This is a genomic window from Enterococcus sp. AZ103, assembly GCF_051714685.1.
In the GTDB taxonomy this organism is placed as follows: domain Bacteria; phylum Bacillota; class Bacilli; order Lactobacillales; family Enterococcaceae; genus Enterococcus_A; species Enterococcus_A alishanensis.
The window spans coordinates 14,566-31,640 of the sequence record NZ_JBIOSI010000002.1; the positions used below are offsets into that span (position 1 = coordinate 14,566).

At 35.4% G+C, this 17,075-nt stretch carries 15 protein-coding genes; all 15 read left to right on the forward strand.

What is annotated here, in order from left to right; all coding sequences use genetic code 11:
- Positions 1–71 precede the first annotated feature (71 nt).
- The 15 genes from ID741_RS14545 (at position 72) to ID741_RS14615 (ending at position 17,074) form a co-directional block, all read left to right on the forward strand.
- A complete protein-coding gene (locus tag ID741_RS14545; protein ID WP_438720493.1) occupies positions 72–2,339 on the forward strand; it encodes a hypothetical protein in 2,268 nt (755 codons plus the stop codon).
- A 10-nt stretch (positions 2,340–2,349) separates the two neighbouring features.
- On the forward strand, positions 2,350–2,616 hold the full coding sequence (locus ID741_RS14550) for an LPXTG cell wall anchor domain-containing protein (RefSeq protein ID WP_438720494.1): 267 nt from the start codon (positions 2,350–2,352) through the stop codon (positions 2,614–2,616).
- Positions 2,603–3,157 (forward strand): hypothetical protein, encoded by a 555-nt coding sequence (locus tag ID741_RS14555; RefSeq protein WP_438720495.1) that lies wholly within the window; start codon positions 2,603–2,605, stop codon positions 3,155–3,157. Before ID741_RS14550 ends, ID741_RS14555 begins: the two co-directional genes overlap by 14 nt.
- Positions 3,158–3,170: 13 nt before the next feature.
- The gene (locus ID741_RS14560; RefSeq protein ID WP_438720496.1) at positions 3,171–3,737 is read left to right on the forward strand and encodes a hypothetical protein; all 567 of its coding nucleotides are present in this window, start codon (positions 3,171–3,173) and stop codon (positions 3,735–3,737) included.
- Positions 3,738–3,751: 14 nt separating this feature from the next.
- Positions 3,752–4,765: a DUF916 and DUF3324 domain-containing protein gene (locus ID741_RS14565; RefSeq protein WP_438720497.1), complete on the forward strand. Its 1,014-nt coding sequence runs from the start codon at positions 3,752–3,754 to the stop codon at positions 4,763–4,765.
- A gap of 267 nt (positions 4,766–5,032) precedes the next feature.
- Positions 5,033–7,141 carry a heavy metal translocating P-type ATPase gene (locus ID741_RS14570; RefSeq protein ID WP_438721234.1) on the forward strand — a complete coding sequence of 703 codons (2,109 nt, stop codon included), beginning with the start codon at positions 5,033–5,035 and terminating at the stop codon, positions 7,139–7,141.
- 124 nt (positions 7,142–7,265) lie between these two features.
- Positions 7,266–7,991 (forward strand): metal ABC transporter ATP-binding protein, encoded by a 726-nt coding sequence (locus ID741_RS14575; RefSeq protein WP_438720498.1) that lies wholly within the window; start codon positions 7,266–7,268, stop codon positions 7,989–7,991.
- A gap of 10 nt (positions 7,992–8,001) precedes the next feature.
- On the forward strand, positions 8,002–8,844 hold the full coding sequence (locus ID741_RS14580) for a metal ABC transporter permease (protein WP_438720499.1): 843 nt from the start codon (positions 8,002–8,004) through the stop codon (positions 8,842–8,844).
- Positions 8,841–9,755 carry a metal ABC transporter substrate-binding protein gene (locus ID741_RS14585; RefSeq protein WP_438720500.1) on the forward strand — a complete coding sequence of 305 codons (915 nt, stop codon included), beginning with the start codon at positions 8,841–8,843 and terminating at the stop codon, positions 9,753–9,755. Before ID741_RS14580 ends, ID741_RS14585 begins: the two co-directional genes overlap by 4 nt.
- Positions 9,756–9,948: 193 nt before the next feature.
- Positions 9,949–10,395: a PTS sugar transporter subunit IIA gene (locus ID741_RS14590; protein ID WP_438720501.1), complete on the forward strand. Its 447-nt coding sequence runs from the start codon at positions 9,949–9,951 to the stop codon at positions 10,393–10,395.
- 15 nt (positions 10,396–10,410) lie between these two features.
- Positions 10,411–11,829: a PTS fructose transporter subunit IIC gene (locus ID741_RS14595; protein ID WP_438720502.1), complete on the forward strand. Its 1,419-nt coding sequence runs from the start codon at positions 10,411–10,413 to the stop codon at positions 11,827–11,829.
- Positions 11,829–12,692, forward strand: coding sequence for a ketose-bisphosphate aldolase (locus ID741_RS14600; RefSeq protein WP_438720503.1), 864 nt, complete (start codon positions 11,829–11,831; stop codon positions 12,690–12,692). Before ID741_RS14595 ends, ID741_RS14600 begins: the two co-directional genes overlap by 1 nt.
- Before the next feature lie 113 nt (positions 12,693–12,805).
- On the forward strand, positions 12,806–14,020 hold the full coding sequence (locus ID741_RS14605) for an acyltransferase family protein (protein WP_438720504.1): 1,215 nt from the start codon (positions 12,806–12,808) through the stop codon (positions 14,018–14,020).
- On the forward strand, positions 13,989–14,744 hold the full coding sequence (locus tag ID741_RS14610) for a DeoR/GlpR family DNA-binding transcription regulator (protein ID WP_438720505.1): 756 nt from the start codon (positions 13,989–13,991) through the stop codon (positions 14,742–14,744). Before ID741_RS14605 ends, ID741_RS14610 begins: the two co-directional genes overlap by 32 nt.
- Positions 14,745–14,863: 119 nt before the next feature.
- Positions 14,864–17,074, forward strand: a complete 2,211-nt coding sequence (locus tag ID741_RS14615; protein WP_438720506.1) for an alpha-galactosidase — start codon at positions 14,864–14,866, stop codon at positions 17,072–17,074.
- Position 17,075: the final 1 nt, after the last annotated feature.

Below are 17,075 nucleotides of genomic sequence, written 5' to 3' on the forward strand. Positions count from 1 at the left end.
AAATATTTCCGTCAAAAGGTTGAATCGTATATTATATCCATGTATATTATAAATGAAGGTATATTTAGGAGGTGTTTTTAATAATATGTATTAAGAAGATGATGACGCCCCTTTTATTTATTTTAATGACTTTTATGTTTTATGGTTCAAAAGTAGAGGCAGCAGGCGAAGGACTAACCTATATTCCAAAAGGTGCAATAACGGTTGGAGACCTTTTTCTACCCACAAATAGTGATGCAGTTGTTACAACGATAAGTAACCCAGATGAAAATAACGGCTTGCCTTATTCTCAAATTTCTTTGTCAGGTAGTAATAATTTCACTTCAATATGGTCACAAGAAGACTATCGTTTGAACTTTGATCAATCTTTTGAAGGTAGAGCATATGTGAACTTTGGAACGGTACAAGCTGATGGATTTGCTTTTGTTATGCAAAATACTGGATTGAATGCTTTGACTACAGCAGTTCAAAATAGTGACGGACAAAACTTAGGTGTCTATGGATCTACCCATGCTTCCAGAGGTGACTGGGCAGCAAAAATCTATCCTGAAAGTTGGGCAATAAAAAAATCTGTCGCGATTGAATTTGATTTGTACACGAATAAGAAAAATTTACTTGGTACTAATGCAGCTTATGATGAAAATAATCAAACAACTCCTCATTTGGCATACGCATTTCCAGGTAATCGAGATAGTTATAGTCCTTTGGATCCTCCATTATTAGATCCTGATAAATGGTTTCCAATAATCGGTAGCCCTCGTCAAGCAGCCCTTGTTCACAATGGAATAATTCCATTAAACGAAAGTCTTAATGCAACTATTCAAAATGGTACCTGGTATGAATTTCGCTATAGATTTGTTTCCGATACAAAGGAATTTCAATATTATTTGAAAAACCCTGCCACCGATCAAGCAACGGCTATTACAACGATTCCATGGGACAAATTATCTACTGAGTTAGATTTAGCTAATAATGACAATAAAGCTTATTGGGGGTTCACTGCAGCGAATGGTTCTGCCAAAGGAGAAACAAAATTTGTCTTTAGCCAAACACCGGTAAATTTAGAAGGTGAGCTGACAAATGGTGTGACTAATTCTCAAGATGATTCCATTACAGTTGAAAAAGAAAATACAACGATGGAAAAATCCGCAACTGTAGATGAAACTTTAACTGTTCATTCGGATTTAAAAATTACAGGAGAATCACCAGTCGAGATACGTTCATGGCAGACAAAATTATTGTCAGAAGGATTGCAGCTTAACGAGCCAAGTGATATCAGTGAAGTTCTGCTAACGACCGGAGAGGGAAAAGTATTTGATGGAGAAGCTACTCTGAATCCTGCTACTGGTGAAGTGTTGGTCCAATTCCCTACTAAGGCTGAGATTGGTTACAATCAGACCGCTAGATTAAGTTACAAGATAAAAACTAAATCCTCATTGGAAAAAAACTACTTTGTAGAAATGACGTCTTCGGTTATAGGGGTGGAAAAGGGGAAGGAAGTAGAATTATCTTTTCCTAGTGATCCAACATATTTTTGGATAGAAAAGCCCAATGTTCCAACCAAGCTATCTTGGGAAAAAGACCAGATTCTCACAGAGTTAACTGTGGAGAAAGATCCTTCAGAACTTATTTCATCTGAAGGGACTACTAGTATGATGCAAGAATTCTGGTGGCAAGACGATGACAACGGCGATAGTTTAATTTTTTCACTTCGTAAAGCTGGAAATGAGACTGTTCTTGATTCAAAAAAATTGATCTCAACTGGCTTAGCCGATTTTCAATCAGATCAAATTCAAATACCTTTAGAACAACTTGTTTACGGAGATAATAATTTTGTTATTTCAATCGAACGGGAAAAAAAGAATCAGGTTACTGGTGAAGTTGAATTGATCAAAGAAAGTGAAGAACTTAAATTACTAATTAATGTAAGCGGAAAAATAGTTTTTGAGAAGGCACCAGATTTATTAAAATGGACCGATCGTACAATTGATAAATCAAAGGGGATATTGCCCAGAGACGCTGATAATTCTATTGACTTAAAGGTATTTGACAGTCGTGAAGGCAATCCAAATTGGACAATTACAGCAAAAATGGTAGGAGAAAGTCAAAGTTTCAATTTGATTTGGAAAAATAGTGCTAACGAAGTAGGCACAGATTTAGCTAAGGCAATTCAAGTCATGGATAATCATTCTGTTGCAATAAAAGACTTCAGTTATGTCAAATCATGGGATACTTCAAGTGGTGTCTTACTTGAATCTGAAAATTATTTGCCAATCGGAGACTACAGCAATCAAGTAAAAGTGACTTGGCGATTAAATAATACCGCCAGTCCAGATTAGGAGGAGAGGAATGAAATTCAAAAATAAAATAACTCTCCTCTTAATTATCATTAGTTGTTTGCCAGGTAAAGTTTTTGCAGAAACAATTCGAACTGATTATGACCAACAGGGAATAACTTTTCGCTTGACGGAAACCAGTGGATTATTGTCAAAAGTCCGCATGCTACCCCAGACCAATGAAGGACAGACCTTTTTACTTTCATTTTTAGGCGCGTGCATACTCGGATTCTTATTGCTTTTTTTGCTAGTCAGGAGGGAAGCTATTGAGAAAAAATAAACAAGTTTTATTAGTGTTTGGATTACTTTTATTTTCCCATCCTCTGATTACAAATGCCAAAAGTTATGAAGCTGAAAGTCAAATAACTGTCCGAATAGTTGAAAATCCATTGAAGTTGACGGAAGTGAAGGTCCCGACCTTTGAGACGAAAATGATTTCCAGTAATAATCAAAAGGTTCAAGCAACAAATGATTTCATTGTTACTATTAAAGATACGCGGGAAAATCCTCAGACTTCATGGCAAATTAAATATCAATTATCGACTTTTTCTAATGGGGAAGAATATCCAATTAGTCTGCACCTAGGAAAAGGAGAATTAACTTCAGATGGTCAAGCAGAAACAGACTATGAAGCTTATTCAACTGAAATTGCTTCAAATCAAGAAAAAACTATTTTAAAAACGGCGCCAACAGTTTCAAAGAATTACCAGTACCAAATAAAAAAAGAAGACATCTATTTGTCGGTTCCAGCCGATGCACCTGCTGGAGAATACTCTGGAATGCAGACAATTAGTTTAGTCGATACAACTAACCCAGAATAATAGGAGGAAGAATATGAAAAGAATCAAATTATTAGGAATGTTAGCATTAGGATTATTAGCAGTAAATATCGCGGCAACTAGTGTCAATGCTGATGAACTTATTGACGAAAAAAAAGAGTCAAAAACAAGTGTGGAAATCATAGATAACAAAGATCCAGATGAACGAGTACTTATCTTAAGAAGTGTACCTTCAAGCTATGATTTTGAATCTACGCTACAAAATGGAAGCTATTCATTAACTACACCTTTAATAGGCCAAAATATCGTTGTCTTTAATAACCAATTAAATGGGGACTGGAGTGTAAAAGCATCTGTTCAGGGAAACGAAATACAAAAAAGTGCATCTGAAAAATTCCCTGTTACAATATTTAAAGTAAATAGTAAAAATATTCTCGCTCAAGGAGAGGATGCGATTGTTGCAAAATCTGGAGATAAAGACAATTCAAATATTGGCGATATTTCAACTGAAATAAGTAACGTTTCGATAGATTTTAATGATTCGGCTAATATTTTAGTACCTGGTGATAAATTGACTGGGACCATTAACTATCAATTATTTAATACATCAGACGCTAGTTAATGTTGAAGTCACAAATGAAATTTATAAAAAAGTTAGCGCTAGTGTTTAGTTTATTACTGGGATTTTTTTTACTTGGTGAAGAGGCAGTTTATGCTGAAGGAGATGTAGGTTACGATATCCAAGCAGTACTGCCTGAAAATCAAGTCAATGGGACAGATTCATTTTTTAATTTAAGGATGACACCTAGTCAAACGCAAACAATCGAATTTATCATTAACAATACATCCAATCAACCATCAGTTTATCAAATGTCGATTAATCAAGCTTATACAAATAGACAAGGTTTTATTGATTATGACAAAGATGAAGGCTCCAATGATGCGTCTTTAAAATATCCAATCAATGAGATTGCACAAATAGAAAGTGAAGTCACTGTAGCTGCAAATAGCTCCGTCAGAGTGCCGGTTGAACTGACAATGCCAGCAGAATCATTTGATGGTCAGATTTTAGCTGCGATCGAAGTCATTAAAGACACGAAAAAAAATAGTGGTGGCATAAGCAATAGTTATGGTTACGTATTGGGATTAAAATTAACTGAAACAGACAACGAAGTATCCAGAGATTTAAAATTGTTATCAGTCAAACCAGCCATTTCGTTTCAAAAAACTAGTGTTGTAGCGAATTTGCAAAACCCAACAATGGATGCTTATGGACATTTGAAATATGATGGAAAAGTTTATAATCGAGAAACAGATGAATTAGTCAAGAAAGCTAATTTTGATAATGATATGCAAATGGCGCCTAATTCTACTTATTCTTTTGTGATCGATTGGAAAAATCAACCGCTAGAAGCTGGCGATTACCGACTGGCTTTAAAAGTATCGGATGCTAAAGGAAATGTTTGGAATTTCAAAAAGAATTTTACGATTACTACCGAAGAAGCAGCAGAGGTCAATACGGTAATCACTAATCAAAATAATCAAAAATTACCTATTTGGTTATATGGATTATTAGGGGTTATTTTAGCCTTATTATTGGTAATCATTGTCTTTTTGTTGTTGAAAAGAAGAAAAAGTGAAGAAGAATAATTAAGAACAGTTAAGCAAAATGCTTAGCTGTTTTTTTGTAATCAATCTTTTTTCAAGTTAAATATTGGTAGGATGAAAATTTGAAAACTTCAAGGGATTTCATTTTACAAAAAATTAAGCAAATGATAAGCTTGTTTTGTGTTTACAAATGTAAATGATTTTTCAAATCATTGACTGGAGGAAAATGAAATGAGTAAAAATAAAGAAATGGATCATTCCATACCTGAAAAAAATCATATGAAAGATATGAATCACGCAGATCATATGATGGAAGAAAAGAGTGAAATGAGTCATGGAAATCACTCAATCCATAACGATCATGATATGGGTCAGATGAACCATTCGATGCATGGAAATCATGACATGGGTCAAATGGATCACTCAATGCATGGTGATCATGACATGGGTGGCATGGATCATTCAATGCACATGGGAAATTTTAAACAAAAATTTTGGTTGTCCCTTGTGATTGCGATTCCTATTATTTTGATGTCACCAATGATGGGGGCGGATCTTCCTTTTCAATTTACTTTTCCAGGTTCTGACTGGATAGTTTTAATTTTGGCAACAATCTTATTTATCTATGGCGGAGAACCTTTTTTAAGTGGTGCAAAAATGGAATTGAAGATGAAAAGTCCAGCTATGATGACGTTGATTGCGATGGGGATTACGGTTGCTTATATTTATAGTTTATATTCATTTGTCGCAAATACCTTCTTCGGTGGACATGTGATGAATTTCTTTTGGGAATTAGCCACGCTGATTGTAATCATGCTATTAGGTCATTGGATTGAAATGAATGCAGTAATGAGTGCTAGTGATGCTTTACAAAAATTAGCCGAACTTTTACCAGATGAAGTCACTAGAATTACTAAAGACGGCAGTGAAGAAAAAATTTCCTTGCAAAAAGTCAATGAAGGTGATCATTTGATTGTCAAAGCCGGCGATAAGATGCCGACAGACGGTTTGATTGAATCTGGTCAATCAATTGTAGATGAATCAGCTGTAACTGGAGAATCTCGCGGTGTAACTAAAACAGTTGGTGAAAAGGTCATCGGCGGTTCTGTTAATGGAGATGGTACTTTAAAAATTATTGTTACTGGCACAGGCGCAAATGGCTATCTTGCAAAAGTGATGGAGATGGTTAAAAAGGCGCAGGCTGATAAATCTAAATTAGAAGCAATGTCTGACAAAGTTGCAAAATGGTTGTTTTATGTAGCATTATTTTCTGGGATAATTGCCTTTGTAGTTTGGCTTTTTGTTGCAGATTTACCTGAAGCTTTAGAACGAATGGTGACTGTCTTTATTATTGCTTGTCCTCATGCTTTAGGATTGGCAGTTCCATTAGTGGTTGCACGCTCTACTTCGATTGCTGCTAAAAATGGCTTATTGCTAAAAAATCGTAATGCTTTAGAAAATGCCCATGATTTGAATATGATTTTGCTAGATAAGACAGGGACTTTAACTCAAGGAACTTTTGCTGTGACTGGTGTAGAAGTTTTAGCTGAACAATTTTCAAAAAAAGAAATATTACAATATATTGGCGCTTTAGAAGCATCAGCTAACCATCCAATTGCCAATGGGATTATGAAGTATTTAAATACTGAAAATATCACACCAATGACTGCAGAAAATGTAATGAATATTTCTGGTGTTGGCTTGTCAGGTGAAGTTGCAAGTAAAACCGTTCAGATTGTTAACGCAAAAAAATTGGAAGAATTAAATTTACAATTGCCAACTGAAAAAATTCAAGCCTATCAAGAGCAAGGAAATACAATTAGTTATTTGTTAATTGACAATCAATTAGTTGGCTTAATTGCTTTAGGTGATAAGATCAAACCTGAGGCCAAAGAATTTATTTCAGCATTGCTGAATCGTGGGATTGAACCTGTGATGTTAACAGGTGATAATCAAGAAGCGGCTGCTAGTGTGGCTGAATATTTAGGAATGAAAAAATTCTATGCAGGCTTATTACCAGATGGAAAAGAAAAAATTGTCGCACAGTTAGTCAATGAAGGCAATCGAGTAGCAATGGTAGGTGATGGTATCAATGATGCTCCAAGTTTAGCACGAGCAACGATTGGGATAGCGATTGGTGCTGGAACAGATGTAGCCATTGACTCAGCCGACGTCGTATTAACCAACAGTAATCCTCAAGATATTTTACATTTTCTTGATTTAGCGAAACAAACCCGTCGTAAAATGATTCAGAATTTATGGTGGGGAGCTGGCTATAACATCATTGCGATTCCTTTAGCAGCAGGTATTTTGGCACCAATTGGTATTTTACTAGATCCGGCTGTGGGCGCTATTTTGATGAGTATGAGTACAGTCATTGTGGCCTTAAATGCTTTAACTTTAAAAATAAATAAATAACTAATTTTACTGGAGTTTTTTGCTCCAGTTTTTTTTATTCAAAAAATAAAGGCTTGCCTAATTTTTTGTTATAAGTTATCCTAAATACAATAAGTTAGGTTAGCCTAAAAAAAGAGGTGGAGTAATGGAAAGTTTAGAAATTGAAAATATGTCGGTCAGTTATCAAGGAAAATCCGTTTTGTCACAATTATCTTTAACCATCCCTAGTAAAAAAATGGTGGGTATTATCGGTCCTAATGGTGCTGGCAAATCAAGTTTATTAAAAGGAATATTGGGTCTAGTTCCAACAAAAACAGGGAGAATTTTCTATAACGGTGAAGTTGTTAGTAAACAGAAAAATCTAATTGCTTACGTGGAACAACGACAAGAAATTGATTTAACTTTTCCAATTGATGTATTTAATGTTGTGTTATTAGGAACCTATCCGCAATTGAATTTTTTTAAACGTCCAGGTAAGCGTCAAAAAGAAATTACTTGGCAAGCCTTAGAAAAAGTGGATTTGACTGCCTTTGCCAAACGTCAAATTAGTGAACTCTCTGGTGGACAACTGCAACGGGTTTTTATTGCTAGAGCTCTGGCACAACAAGCACCGTGGTTATTATTAGATGAACCATTTGCAGGAATTGATGCAGCTAGTGAAAAGATTATTGTGGAATTACTAAAAAAACTGCGTGATGAAGGAAAATCAATCGTGATTGTCCATCATGATCTTCATAAGATCCGCGATTACTTTGATGAAGTAATCTTACTGAATCATGGTGTCGTGGCAGCAGGAGGAATTGAACAAGTTTATACCAGTGAAAATATGGTAAAAGCATATGGAGATGCGTTAATTAATTTTAATCTATAGGAGGGAAAAGATGACTCAGTTTATAGCAGATATTTTTAAGTATCAATTTTTACAACATGCTTTAATCACTTCGGTGATGGTGGGGATTTCAGCAGGTGTGATTGGCTCATTTGTAATTTTGAGAGGCATTTCTTTGATGGGTGATGCGATTTCTCATGCTGTTTTGCCTGGAGTGGCGATTTCTTATATGTTAGGTGGCAGTTATATCTTCGGGGCTAGTTTATTTGGTTTATTAGCGGCAGGATTGATTGGTTTTTTAACCAAACATTCTCGTTTAAAAAATGATACCGTAATCGGCATTGTTTTTAGCACTTTCTTTGCTTTAGGTATTGTTTTAATTTCCTTTGCTCGTAGTGCGACGGATTTATACCATATTTTATTTGGAAATGTACTGGCAGTGCGTAATTCAGATATGTATTTAACAGCAGGTGTGATGATAGTTGTTATTTTAGCGGTGACTATTTTTTATAAACAACTAAAATTAACTTCTTTTGCTCCTGTGATGGCGCAATCATATGGTTGGAAAGTTGGTTTGATTAATTATGGTGTGATGTTTTTACTGACTTTGGTAGCGGTGACTTCATTACAAACGGTAGGGACAATTTTAGTGATTGCTATGCTGATTACACCTGCTGCGACTGCTTATCTTTTAACTAATAATTTAGTGAAAATGATTTGTCTATCGGCGTCATTTGGTGTTGTTGGAGCATTTATTGGCTTGTTTTTTAGTTATTATTATAATTTACCTTCAGGAGCAACTATTGTCATGGCCTGCGCGGTATTTTTCGTGATTGCTTTTGTTTTTGCACCAGAAAAAGGATTAATTAGACAATTTAGGAGAGTGGCTGAATGAAAAAAATAGTTTTGGTATTATTAGGAATTGCTGCATTAGGAATTTTTGCTGGTTGCAATAATCAGTCAGCAGAAGAGGATGGAAAACTAAAAGTCGTAGCAACAAATTCAATTATTGCAGATATGGTTCAAAATGTTGGTGGAGATAAAATTACGCTCCATAGCATTGTTCCTGTAGGGACAGATCCTCATGAATACGAACCTTTGCCGGAAGATACAAAGAAAGCAAGTGACGCCGACGTTATTTTTTTCAATGGTTTAAACTTGGAAACTGGTAACGGCTGGTTTGAAAAATTGATGGATACGGCAGAAAAAAAGGAAGATAAAGATTTCTTTGCAGTTAGTCAAGAGGTCACACCCCTATATTTAACAACAAATAATAAGCAACAAGATCCCCATGCTTGGTTATCACTAGAAAATGGCGTGCTATATGTACAGTCAATTGAAAAAATATTGAGTCAAAAAGATAGTGAAAATAAAGAATACTATCAAGAACGTGCCAATAAATACATTGAAAAGTTGAGAGAGCTTGATAATACTGCAAAAAATGAATTTTCTGATATTCCTGAAGAAAAGAAATTATTAGTTACCAGCGAAGGCGCATTTAAATATTTCTCTCAGGCTTATGGATTAAAAGCGGGCTATATTTGGGAGATCAATACTGAAAATCAAGGAACACCTGAACAAATCAAACAGATTGTCGAAATAATTAAAGCAAGTCAAGTGCCGGTTTTATTTGTAGAAACCAGTGTTGATGCTCGTAGCATGGAAAAATTATCGAAAGAAGTCGACTTGCCAATTTACAGTAATTTGTTTACCGATTCGATTGCTGAAAAGGGAGAAGACGGTGACAGCTACTACGACATGATGAAATGGAATTTGGAAAAGATTCACGAAGGATTAAATCAATAAAAGATCAGAAAAACTTTCAGCTAGTCCGCTGGAAGTTTTTTTGCGCTATTTAGCTCAAAGAAATGAACTAATTCAATCTCAAACCCATGATAAAGGAATAATTAGCTCATATCGTTGAACGGTTTAGCTAGTTCTGCTATATTCATGTCATAGCAAGTGAGCGCTTACTTACGACTTCAAGAAGGGGATTTGTATGAATGTTACTGATTTAATGTTACCTGAACTTATAATTTTTGATGACTCAATTCGATCAAAAGAAGCACTATTTAATTTAATCGGTGAATCTTTTCATTCAGCTGGAAGAGCAACAAATAGTAAGAAATTAATCAAGGATTTATTTAAACGAGAAAATGAAACTTCAACGGGAATTGAAGCAGGCTTTGGTATTCCCCATGCAAAAAGTAAACATGTAACTGAACCTAGTATTTTATTTGCTCATGTTAGTCAAATAAATGATTATCAAGGATTAGATGGTCAACCGATTGAATGCGTTTTTTCAATCATTGTCCCAAAAAAATCAAGTGATGTTCATTTACAGATTTTGAGTTCGTTGTCACGGAAATTAATGGATGGAGATTTTAGAAATCAATTGAAAAATGCGACTACCAGAGAAGAGATTTTAGCAATTATGCACACATAATAAGGAGGAACTATTATGAAAATTGTCGGTGTAACAGCTTGTCCAACGGGGATTGCACATACTTACATGTCGGCTGAAAAACTTGAGAAAACCGCTCAAGCGCAAGGCGACCAAGCGAAATTTGAAACACAAGGTGCCAAAGTCGAAAATATCTTATCGCAAAAAGAAGTAGATGAAGCGGATGTAATTATTTTAGCGATTGATAAAGATATTGATATGGGACGTTTTGCTGGAAGAAAAATTAAGCGAGTATCCACCGCTGCAGCAATTAAAGATGCAGAAAAAATTATTGATGAAGTAAAAAATGGTGTCGGCTTAACAACAGTATCTGCGAACAAAGAAACACAAGGTGACGGCGGGAAAAAAGCTGGAATTTATAATCACTTCATGAATGGTGTCAATATGATGCTACCGTTTGTAATTGCCGGCGGGATTATTATTGCCATGAGTTTTGCTTTTGGTATAAACGCTTCAAATCCAGAAAGTGCTGATTACAATGTTTTAGCTGCTGCCTTGAGTCAAATTGGTGGAGATGTTGCCTTTGCAATGATGGTGCCTGCTTTAGGAGCCGGGATTGCCATGTCGATGGCTGGTAAAGCTGGATTTGCTCCTGGTTTAGTTGCTGGATTAATCGCTTCAACTGGTGGCTCTGGTTTCTTAGGTGGCATGGTTGGCGGTTTATTAGCAGGTTATGTGACGAATATTTTTGCTAATAAAATTAATGTCAACAAAACTTTTGCTGCGATGTATCAATTGATTGTAGTGCCATTGGTTTCTATTCTAATCATTGGTTTATTGATGGTTTTTTGTATCGACAAACCAATTGCTTGGGTATTAGATGCTTTAACAGGTTGGTTAAATGGATTAGGGAATACATCAGGATTAGTCTTCGGCCTATTAATCGGTGTTATGATGGCAGCCGATATGGGTGGACCTATTAATAAATCAATTTCTACATTTAGTATCGGATTAATGTCTGCAGGAGTTAATGCCCCAATTGCTGCTTGTATGGCGGCTGGGATGACACCTCCTTTAGGAATTGCGTTAGCAACTGTCTTGTTCAAAAAGAAATTTACCAAAGAAGAGCGAACTTCTGGTCAATCTTGCTGGATCTTAGGGGCATCTTATATTACGGAAGGTGCAATTCCTTTCGCAGTATCTGATCCAATCAGAATCATTCCGAGTTTGATGTTGGGTTCAGCAACGGCTGCTGGCATTTCAATGGCTGCTGGTGTGACTTCAATGGCGCCACATGGCGGAATTTGGGTAATGTTGATTCCAAATGTGATTAGTAGTTTACCAATGTATGCTTTAGCTTTAGTAGCGGGGACAGTAGTAACTGCACTAGCTATTGGATTTTTAAAGAAACCGGCAGTTGAAGAAGAACCAACTGAAATTGTAGTAAACCAATTAAATGAAGAGGTGGAAGTATAATGTTATACACAATGAAAGATTTACTGAAAGTTGCAAAGGAAAACAAATTTGCGGTACCAGCTTTTAATATTTGTAGTTACGATATGTTAAAAGCTATTATAGAGGAAGTGGAAGCGCAAAATTCTCCTGTTATTATTGAAATTCATCCCGATGAAATTGCTTATTTAAATGATGAATTTGTCGCATCTGTTAGAGCTTATGCTCATAATAGTAAAGTACCTGTGGTTATTCATATGGATCATGGCGGTTCAATCTATGATGTGATGCGTGCCATCCGCAACGGTTATACTTCAGTCATGATCGATGCATCAACAGCGTCTTATGAAGACAATAAAGTTTTAACAAAACAAGTCGTTGAATTAGCTCATAAAGTAAATGTTTCAGTAGAAGCAGAATTGGGAACAATTGGTGACAATGGTTCCGCAGAAGGTGGATCAGCGAATATTATCTTTACCGATCCAGCCCAAGCGGTAGATTTTGTTGAAGAAACGGGTATTGATACTTTGGCTGTCGCGATTGGAACAGCTCATGGTTTATATCCAAAAGATAAAAAACCTGAACTAAACATCGAGTTGTTAAAAGAATTAAATCAAAAAATTGATATTCCATTTGTTTTACATGGTGGCTCAGGGAATCCAGACAACGAAGTCAGTGAAGCCGTCAAATATGGAGTTGCTAAAGTTAATTTGAGTTCTGATTTAAAAAGTGTTTTCTTTGCAGAAATCCATAAAGTGTTGAATGAAAATCCTGGTATGTTCGAACCAAATCAAGTTTACATTTCGCCAAATGAAAAAGTTAAAGAAGTGGTACGCCACAAGCTAGGTATTCTAAACACTTTAGGCAAAGCAGAGTTGTATAAATAAAGCATGAGCGCTGAAATCTAAAAATTTCAGCGCTTTTTAGACTTAAGTATGATATTTAATTATAAAATTTAATGTTAAAATTGAAGGAAGATGAGCTGGAAAGAGTGATTTAATTGGGGAATAAAATAAACGGAAAAATGCTAGATTCAGTAAAATACATAGCGGCAATTTTAGTGATTTGTGTGCATTGCCAACCAATCAGTGGCTTGCCAGAAGTCAATTATTTTGTCAAAAATATTCTGTGTCGCTGGGCGGTACCGTTCTTTTTTATAAGTAGTGCTTATTTTGTCAGACGAGGAATGAGCAACGATGAGAACTATTTACCAGTTTATTTAAAACGATTAACTCAATCTTATCTTTGGTGGAGTGTGATCTTTATTCCGATTGGCTTGGATTGGCTTCATCAAAATCTGACCTTGTCAAAAGAGTTGTTACCATTGGCTTTGATTTTTGGTTTGATTCATGTTGGAACTTATTATCACTTATGGTATATTCCGGCCTTAATCTTATCTTTATTTATCGCTACTAATTTTTTAAAACACTTCTCGTATAAATTACTGTTGATTATAGCCACATTTTTATATAGTTTTGGTAGCATCGAAACATACTACGGTCTGATACCAAATGGTTGGTTAAAAGAACTATTTGATATTGTTATCCAAATTTTTTTTACCACCAGAAGTGGCTTATTGTTTGGGTTGATCTTTGTAGGTATCGGATTTTTTATTTATGACTACCAAGAAAAATTACTTTTAAGATATCGACAAATATTTTTTTTGACAGGCTTATTTTTTGCTATGATGGCATTAGAAGGAATTCTCTTATATTCTGTTGATAAATTAGATATGAACTTTTTATTCATGCTAATTCCTTTCAGTTTTTGTCTGTTTATCAGTTTATTGTTTTTTCCAAAGCAGCTATTATTTGACACTGGGAAAATTCGGCTATTATCTAAATACTATTATTTTGTTCATCCTATATGTATTGTAATAGTTGAGGAAGCTGCCAAAGCATTTCAAATGATCTGGTTGAATCAAGGAATAATCAGTTTTTGCTTGATTTTTCTATTCACTCATTTGATTTGTTTAATGGTTATCTATATTAAGCAACAGAACTTACGAAAAAAATACATTGGTGGGGCAATGTTTTTTGGGATGTTAGCTACTTTAGCTTTAGCTGGAACGATTTATCAATTCAAGCCAGTTGAGGTTTTGCTTAAATTTGAACTAGTTCCATGTTTATGGCTAACTACGTCAATACTTGGTTATTTTATATTAACAAAGGGAGTTGGAACAAATGATGAATCCACTGGAGTCGCGGCAAAATGAGATTATTAATTTTTTAAAAATCAATCAATTTGCCAGCATCCATGAACTAAAAGAGTTGGTGAATTACAGTGAAGCGACGATTAAACGTGATTTAGTTGATTTAGAAAATGATGGCTTAATCCGACGAACACGTGGCGGCGCAATGATTATTGATAATGAAAAGATCGATGTGCCTTATTTGATGAAAATCGCCCAACTAGATGAAGATAAAAATAAAAAGTATGTAGCAGAGTTGGCGGAAGGTTTAATAAAAGATGATATGATTTTGTTTATTGATTCTTCAACAACTTGTCTCCATCTTGTCAATTTATTGGCTAAATTTGATGGATTACGTATTATTACCAATGGTTTATTAACAGCGGTGATGCTCAGTGAATTTACCAATGCGCAAATTTCTGTTTTAGGTGGTTCAATTGTCCCTAAAAGAGCAACGATTAATGGCTCTAAGGCGTTTGCTGATGTTTTAAATTATAATGTCGACATTGCTTTTGTTAGTTGTCGTGGTTTTTCGCTAGATTATGGTGCGACAGAAACTAGTGAAGGCGAGGCCTTGATTAAAAAAGCCTTTCGAAAGCAAGCACAAAAAGTCGCAGTTCTAGTTACTCACGATAAATTTGATAGTAAGTACATGTATCAATCAATGGATTTAAGTGAGATTGATTATTTGATTAGTGATAAAGAAATTCCTGATTTATACCCTAAAAAGATAGAAACCATCTATTAATTCTTCAACTGCTAAAATTATTTAGCAGTTTTTTTGAGTTTTCTCTTGACAAAAGTGTTTAGTAAACATTATAAGGTAAACAATTACTAAAATAAAAAATGTTTACTAGGAGGAAGACAATGAATCACAATTTAATTACTTTTGACCAAGAACAGGGTATTTTCCATTTAAAGAACAATGAAATATCTTACATTATGAAGCTTGAAGACGAAGGTATGTTGGCACATATTTATTTTGGAAAAAAAGTCAATCAATACCATGACCATAAAAATTATCCTAGAAGAGATCGGGGTTTTTCTGGTAATGTACCGGGACAAGAAGAAAGGGCTTACTCAAAAGATACTTTACCGCAAGAATTTTCTAGTCATGGTTCGATGGATTATCGCATCCCAGCAAGTATTATTCAGCGAGAAAATGGTACAAACTTAACTGATTTACGCTATCATTCGTATAAGATTTCCGCTGGAAAACCAGTATTAGCGGGGCTACCTGCAGCGTATGTCGTTGAAGAAAATGAAGCGAGTACTTTAACTATTACTTTAAAAGATCGCTTTGAAGGAATTTATCTTGATTTGTTTTACACCATATATAACGAACGTAATGTTATTGTCCGTTCAGTAAAAGTCCGGAACTTGACGAACCAAACACTTTCGATTGAAAAAATCGCATCTATGCAATTGGATTTAACCAATTCAGGGAAATATCAAGATGTTTTATCTTTACCAGGAGCCCATGTACAAGAACGTCAAGTTAATCGCGAGAAATTATCTGCTGGCATTAAAAGATTTGAAAGTCGGCGAGGCGCAACAAGTCATCATATGAATAGTTTTATCGCTTTAATGGAGGATGATGCGAATGAATTTAATGGTGAGGTAATTGGTGTTCATTTGGTTTATTCAGGTAATCACTCATTTGAATTAGAAGTCGATCAAATTAACCAATTACGCTTAGTTGCTGGTATAAATGAATATAATTTTTCTTGGGAATTGAAAACACAACAGGAGTTTCAAACACCTGAAGTATTACTAGCCTATTCTGACAGCGGCTTAAATAAAATGAGTGATACTTTCCATCATTTGTTAAGAGAAAGAGTAGCTCGAGGAGCGCATCAATTTGCGGAGCGACCAATTTTAGTGAATAACTGGGAAGCAACTTATTTTGATTTTACTAATGAAAAAATTGAAGCAATTGTAGATGAGGCAGCTGATTTAGGAATAGAAATGTTTGTATTAGATGATGGCTGGTTTGGACATCGAAACAACGACGATTCTTCTTTAGGAGATTGGTTTGAATTTGAAGGGAAATTGGCTAAAGGATTGAAAGCAGTAGCTGATTATGTTCATGCTAAAGGGTTGAAATTTGGTTTATGGTTTGAGCCGGAAATGATCTCGATTGATTCTAAATTATATGAGGAACATCCTGATTATTTGATGCAAGTACCTGGACGGACACCATCTAGTTCGCGGGATCAGCATTTGTTGGATATGGGGCGCAAAGAAGTGCGTGAAAATATTCAAAAACAAATGGAAGCGATCCTAAATACGATTGAAATTGATTACATTAAATGGGATATGAATCGAAGTATGTCTGATACTTATTCGGTCGCTTTAGAAAGCCACCAACAGGGTGAAACAGCTCACCGTTATATTTTAGGGGTTTATGAGTTGATGGAAAACCTAACGGAAAAATATCCTAAAATCTTGTGGGAAGGTTGCTCTGGTGGTGGCGGACGTTTTGATGCCGGCTTCTTATATTATATGCCGCAATCTTGGGCTAGCGATAACACAGATGCGATTGAACGCTTAAAAATTCAATATGGCACAAGTATTGCCTATCCAACGTCCGCGATTACGGCTCATGTTTCTGCTGTACCAAATCATCAAACTGGTCGTGTGACCTCTTTGAAAACCCGCGGGGATGTAGCCATGTCAGGCGTTTTAGGCTATGAATTAGATTTAACGATGTTAAGTGAAGCAGAAAAAGATGAAATTACGCAGCAAATTAAAGTGTATCAAGAGTTACGTCCATTAGTACAATACGGCAACTTCATCCGTTTGATTAGTCCTTTTGAAGGCAATACGACAGCTTGGTTATTTGTGGCTGAAGATCAATCAGAAGCACTTTTATTTATGGCTCGTACTTTAGCAAGCGCGCAGCCAGTATTTAATGAAGTACGATTGAAAGGTTTAGCAGAGGGCTTTTTATACGAGGACCAAGCGACTGGAGAAATTTATTCTGGATCTGAGCTAAATCAGATCGGTGTCTATTTCCCTGACTTTTACGGCGACTTCCAAACGAAACTGATTCACTTTAAGAAAAGAGGAAACTAAA